At 74.8% G+C, this 6,058-nt stretch carries 4 protein-coding genes; 1 reads left to right on the top strand and 3 read right to left on the bottom strand.

Annotation, left to right across the window (positions count from 1 at the left end; translation table 11 throughout):
- Positions 1-92 precede the first annotated feature (92 nt).
- The 3 genes from ACFWOG_RS38975 to ACFWOG_RS38985 form a co-directional block, all read right to left on the bottom strand.
- Positions 93-1,010 (bottom strand): HAD family hydrolase, encoded by a 918-nt coding sequence (locus ACFWOG_RS38975; RefSeq protein WP_380364326.1) that lies wholly within the window; start codon positions 1,008-1,010, stop codon positions 93-95.
- A 4-nt stretch (positions 1,011-1,014) separates the two neighbouring features.
- Positions 1,015-3,579 (bottom strand): phosphoribosyltransferase, encoded by a 2,565-nt coding sequence (locus ACFWOG_RS38980; RefSeq protein ID WP_380364328.1) that lies wholly within the window; start codon positions 3,577-3,579, stop codon positions 1,015-1,017.
- Positions 3,580-3,806: 227 nt separating this feature from the next.
- Positions 3,807-5,018: an HpcH/HpaI aldolase/citrate lyase family protein gene (locus tag ACFWOG_RS38985; protein WP_329951552.1), complete on the bottom strand. Its 1,212-nt coding sequence runs from the start codon at positions 5,016-5,018 to the stop codon at positions 3,807-3,809.
- 343 nt (positions 5,019-5,361) lie between these two features.
- Between ACFWOG_RS38985 and ACFWOG_RS38990 the strand changes: the two genes are divergently transcribed.
- Positions 5,362-6,058: TerD family protein (locus ACFWOG_RS38990; RefSeq protein ID WP_380364330.1), on the top strand; the 697-nt coding region annotated here is incomplete at its 3' end.

Consider the following 6,058-nt stretch of genomic DNA (forward strand, 5'->3'; position numbering starts at 1 on the left):
CCTGATCACCCCCCCTCCGGCCGCGCCCGGCCCCCGGGGGCCCCCTACGGGGTTGGGGGTCACCGGGCCGCCGGGCCACCGGTGCGCTTCCGCTAGCGGACGGCGACCGGGACGAGGTCGTCCGCCTCGCCCCGGACGCGGGCCAGGAACCGTCGGACGATCTCCTCGCCGGCGGCCACCCCGACCTCGTCGAGGGCGGTGACACCGGGGGCCGTCCAACCGCTGTCGGCCAGCTCGCCGTGCCCGGGGCGCCAGGCGGCGTCGGCGGCGAGCAGCAGGTCGGCGTCCAGCAGGGAGTCACCGGCGGCGAGCACGGCGGGCCCGCCGTCAACACCGTCCACGCCGTCGACACCGGCCTCGACACCGGCCCGGCGCCGGACCTCGGCCAGGGCGGCGCTCTTGCTCAGCGGCCCCGGCACCGCGTACACCTTGCGGCCCTGGAGCGAGACGCTCCAGCCGCGCTCGGCACACCAGCCGGTGAGCTCCTCCAGCCAGCCGACCGGCAGCTCGGCCCGCTCGACCACCAGGTACGCGAAGAGCTCGTCGGCGACCCGGCGCTTGTGCGTCCACTCCGGGTCGGCGCAGAGGGCCAGGTGCTCGACCACCTCGGCCAGCGGCGCCGCCCCGGCGGCCAGCCGGCCGGCCATCTCGGCCTCCCAGTCCTCGTCCGGCACGCCGTCGACGAGCAGCCGTCCGCCGTTGCTGCAGATCGCGTACGACGGGACCCAACCGGGCGTCGGGCCGGGCAGGTTGACCCGCTCGTACTGGGCCCGGGTGCGGGTGGTGGCGGGGACGAACAGGGCCTCCTGGGCCAGCTCCACCAGCAGTGCGGCGGCCTGCTCGGTCATGAAGGAGAGCGCCTTGCCGTCGTGCACCTCGACGGAGAGCAGGCGTGGCGCGAGCCGGTCGGGCACGTCCAGGGCGAGGGCGCGGTTGGAGTAGATCAGGGTGCGGTCGAGGTCGCTCGCGACCAGGAAGCCGCGGGGCAGCGAACCACGGGGGCTGCTCATCGGTTCAGGACTCCTTCACCAGGACGGCCGTGCCGGAGGCGCCGGTCGCTCCCCGGCTGTAGCGGGGGTGGATCAGGCCGACGCACGAGTACGGCAGGTCGTCGACCTCCTCGACGGGGACGCCGCGCTGGGCGGCGAGCAGGCGGACGTGGTCGAGGTCCGCGCCTGCGCCGCGGCGGGCCAGGACCCGCCAGGGGACGCGGCGCAGCATGACCCGGGTGGTCTCGCCGACGCCGGGCTTGACGAGGTTGATGTCGTCGATGCCGTACTCGGCGCTGATCCGTTCGACGGCGGCCCAGCCGGCCCAGTCGGGCGTGCGGTCCGCGGCGCGGTCGGTGTCGAGGAACCGGCCGGCCGCGGCGACGGCCTCGGCCCGGACGGCGTCGAAGTGGTCGGCGACGGTGTCCAGGAAGGCACCGGAGACGTCGGCGCCGGCCAGGTCGGTGTAGTGCTTGGCGCCGTGGAAGTCGTCCGGGCCGATCAGGTCGGTGCGCAGCACGGTGCGCGAGACGAGGCCGGAGACGGTCGAGTTGAGGCAGGCGGAGGGGATCAGGAAGTCGTCCCGGGTGCCGAAGGTGCGCACGCAGCGGCCGGGGTCGGCGAGGACGGCCAGCCCGGAGTCGAAGCCGCTGCCCGCCAGGGCCTCGTCGAGTTCGCGGGTGATCGCGCCCTTGCCGGTCCAGCCGTCGACGAAGACCACGTCGGAGGCCCGGTGGTGGGCGGCCAGGTACCGCAGGGCGACCGGGTCGATGCCGCGGCCCCGGACGATGGAGACGGCGTAGTGGGGGGCTTCGACGCCGTGTCCGGCGGCCAGCCAGCGGCGGATCAGGACGCCGACGGGCGTCCCGGCGCGGGCCAGGGAGGCGAGCACCAGACCCCGGCCGCGTTCGGCGACCAGCGTCTCGGCGACGGTGCCGACGGCGAGGGCGATCCGCCGGGCGGAGACCCGCAGCGCCTGGTGGAACAGCTCCTGGTACTCGGGGCTCGGCTGGTACTCGACCGGCAGTGACTCTGCGTAGTGGGCGCCGCCGCTCTGCACGGCCTCCTCCCGCTCCTCGGTGGGCGCCTCCAGCGCGACGCCGGAGAGGTCCTTGAGCAGCCAGGCCACCTCGTCGGCGCGGTAGGAGGAGAACGCCGGACCGTACAGCGGGCGCGGCAGCCGGGACTCCGGGGCGCCCGCCAGAGCACCCGCCGCCGTGCCGCCCTCCGCCGTGTCGCCCGGCCGGTGCGTGGGCAGGACGGCGAGCACCACCCGGTCGGTGACCCGTCGCAGCTGGCCGATCAGGGCGCGCTCGCCCTCGTGCAGTGCGGGGGTGTCGGCGACGTCGTCGACCACCAGGACGACGGTGGCGAAGCGGCGGGCCGGGTCGGCGCCGGGGGCGACGTTGTAGGCGTACCGCTCGCGCGAGGCGTCGTCGGCGGGGTCGTCGTGGGCGGGGAAGGCGAGCCGGGTGCGGATGGCGTAGCCGGGGTCGTCGACCGCGAGGACGGGCGAGCGGGTGGTGGTGGAGAAGTGGACCCGCTCGGCGCCGCCGGGGAGCCGTTCGGCGAGGGCGCCGGCCAGCCGCAGCGGCGTGTACATCAGCTCCTCGAAGCCGAGCACCAGCACCCGCCCGCCGCCGTCACCGGACGCACCGGCGCTGTCACCGGACGCACCGGCGCTGTCACCGCCGTCGGAGGCGCCGCCGCCGTCACCGGCCACGACGGCCGCCAGCTGCCGGCCCAGCTCCGGGAGCGCGGCGTCGAACCGGGCCCGGTGCTCGCGGGTGAAGCCGTGCCGGCCGCCCTCCGGCAGGCCGGCCGGCCAGGCGAGCTCGGCGCGGACCAGCGGGGCCGCGGGGGCGGGCGGCGGCTCGGGCGCCGGTCCGGCGTCGGCGATCAGCCGCTCGGCGCGGTCCAGGATGTCCTCGGGGAGCTCGACGCCGCCGCCGGCCAGGGCCACCAGGTCGAGCCGGGCACCGAGTTCGGCGGCGACGGAGGCGAGCCGCTGCCGGTCGGCGGCACCCCGCAGGTCGACCAGCGCGACCACCACGTAGTGGTCCCGCTGGTGGTGGGCGTGGAGCGCGCGGATGGTGTTGAGCGCGGTGGTGCCGGTGGAGAACTCGTCGTCCACCAGCACCAGCGGCCCGTCCCCGGCGAGCAGCCGGGGGTCGGTGGGCAGCAGCAGGTGGGAGGTGGCGTGCGAGTGCTCCTCCTCGAAGCCGCCGACCGGATCGACGCCGGGCACCGGGCGGCGGGTGGAGTGCAGGTAGGGGGCGTCCAGGCCGTCGGCGACGCTGTGGCCGAGGCCCGTGGCGGTCTCGGCGTAGCCGAGCACGACGGCGCGCGCCGCGGCCTCGTCGCCGAGCAGCTCGCGGACCCGGCGGCCGAGGTCGAGCCCGGCGCCGTGGACCACGGCGGGAAGCTGCGGGACGTGCTTGCCGAGCACGGTGGAGACCAGCAGATGGGCCCGCTTGCGGTTCTCCCGCAGGGCGAGGCCGACCAGTTCGGGGAGCCGCTCGGAGCCGGTCAGGCCGACACCGGCCCGCTCGGCCACCCATCGGCCGGTCCACTCCTGCGGTGCTGCCACGAGACGTCCTGTCACTACGGGTCCTGCTTTCGGTGGTGCGGTTCACATCTGGACGAACGGCGACGGACTACGACGGACTACAGCGATCTAAGACGTTCTACGACGTTCTACGACGCTCCACGAACGAGCAACGACGGACACCCGGGACGCGCCCCGAGGGCGAGCCGCCGCCGGAACGGGCGCGCACGACGGACGGGCCGCCCGAAGACGGCCCCGGGCGGCGGTCCTCACCGGCAGAGGCAGGCCGAGAGCAGCTCCGCGAAGCTGACGTCCTCCCGGGCCACGCCGAACACCTCCGCCCGAAGCAGCACCCGCTCGGCCCAGGCCCGGTGGGGCTTGGCCTCGTTCATCTTGTTGGTGTACGCCGAGCGCATCACCCCGCCCCCGCCGCGCTCCTGGTCGAGGATGTCCCGGGCGTCGCTGTACTCCTCGTGCGTGACCACCGAGAGGGCGTGCACGGCGGGCACGTGGCTGGGGTGGATGCAGGTCTTGCCGAGCAGGCCGTTGGCGCGGTCGAGCTCGATCTCGCGGATCAGCCCGTCGAGGTCGTGCTCGATGATCCGCTGCCGCACCGCCACCCCGGAGGGCTCGGCCTCGACGAACGGGGTGCGGCGCAACTGCGGCTTGAACATCCGTTCCTGGACGGGGAAGTACTCCCAGACCGGGCCGGTGACGGTGAACCCGGTGCCGTCGGCCCGGCCGAGCACGTTGACCACGTCCCCGATCACGGCGGCGACCAGGGCCACGTCGTACGCGGTCAGGTCGGGCGAGCGGCGCAGGCCGTACGCGGAGCAGAGGTCGGTGACTCCGAGCCGGACGGCGAGGACGCGCTCGCGGTACTTGTCGAGCAGCCGGGCTATGCCGAACAGCTGCTCCCGGCGGGTCTCCAGGTGGGCCAGTTCGGGCGACTCCAGGACCGGCATGGCGAACAGCCGCCGGCCGGTGGTCGCCTCGGCGGCGGCGAGCGCCTCCAGGAAGTCCCCGCCGTTCTCCTCGGTGAACTTCGGCAGGACGAATCCGGTGAGCAGGCCGACGGCCGGGCCGAGTCGGCCGACGAGGTCGGTGATCTGGGCGGGTGTCCGCACCCTGATGAAGAGGAGGGGCAGATCATGTGCGCAATCCGTGGAGATCTCACGGCCCGAAGCGGCCGCGGACACCTCCTCGAAGAGCTCCCCGAACCGGGCCACCAGGTTCGCCTCGGCGGCCGGCACCTCGTGGTCGGCGATCGCGTCCTCCAGGCAGAGGACCATCGAGACGACGCCCTGCGCGGCCTGCTTGCGGATGTCGGTCCGCAGCGTCGGCCGGGTCGCCGGACTGTAGAGCGTGGCGCCGAGTGCGGTCGCCAGGACGGCGGCGTCACTGTCCGGGGTGAACACCCGCGGCGATTCGAGAAAGAGCCGGTCGCGTACGTCGTCCGCGAGGTGGCCGAAGTGGCGCAAGGTGCTCTCCTCAGGGTTCGGCCGCCGGTCCGGCGGATGCGAGAACAGAACGCGGGACGGGACACGGGAGCAGTGGGCGGGGTGGTGCCGACACCCGGATGAACCGGCCCGGCAGCCGCGATGGTTCCCGGACGGGAACCGGCCCGATCCCCCTTGACCGGACCTCCGGACCCCTCGATCGTCCATCGTACGGACGCCGCCCGGTCGAATGCACTTCCGAAACATCGAATTCTCGGAAGGTTACCTTCCGCTTCACAAAGCGCAAGCGTTGGCAAAGTCCCACCGATCCGCCACCTCCGGTCACGTTGTCCGAAGGGGTGGCGAACAGGCAGGATGGTCGGCTATGACGCACGTGATGGCCAAGGGCGCCAACATCGCACTGCCGGTGGCGGCGGTCCGCGCCGTGCTGCGCTGGAGCGCCACGCCCGGTGCGCCGGACGTGGACGCCTCCGCACTCCTGCTCGGTACCGACGGCAAGGTCCGTTCGGACGCCGACTTCGTCTTCTACAACCAGCCGCGCCACCCGTCCGGCCTGGTGCGCCACCTGCCCAAGCAGCAGACCTCGGGCGGCACCGAGATCGCGGACACCGTCGAGGCCGACCTCGGCAAGCTGCCCGCCGAGGTCGAGCGGGTGGTGCTCGCCGGCTCCTCCGAGGGCGGGTCGTTCCGCTCGGTGAGCGGGCTGCGCCTGCTGCTCTTCGACGCGGGCGCCGGCGAGGGCGCGACCGCCATCGCCGAGTTCGCCATGGCCGACGGCGACGAGGTCACGGCACTCGTCGCGGGCGAGCTGTACCGCCGGGGCGGCGTCTGGAAGTTCCGCGCCGTCGGGCAGGGCTACTCCACCGGGCTGATCGGTCTGGCCACCGACTTCGGCATCACCGTCGAGGACGAGGGCGACACCCAGGCCCCGGCCGGCGCGCCCGCCGCCCCCCCCCCCCCCCCCCCCCCCCGCGCCCCCCCCCCCCCCCCCCCCCCCCCCCCCCACCACCCCCCCCCCCCCCCCCCCACCCCCACCCCCCACCCCCCCCCCCCCCCCACAC

This window comes from Kitasatospora sp. NPDC058406, assembly GCF_042722765.1.
Taxonomy (GTDB): domain Bacteria; phylum Actinomycetota; class Actinomycetes; order Streptomycetales; family Streptomycetaceae; genus Kitasatospora.

Excerpts from the sequence above, each read along its gene's own strand:
- ACFWOG_RS38975 (WP_380364326.1), bottom strand. The coding sequence starts at position 1,010 with ATGAGCAGCCCCCGTGGTTCGCTGCCCCGCGGCTTCCTGGTCGCGAGC.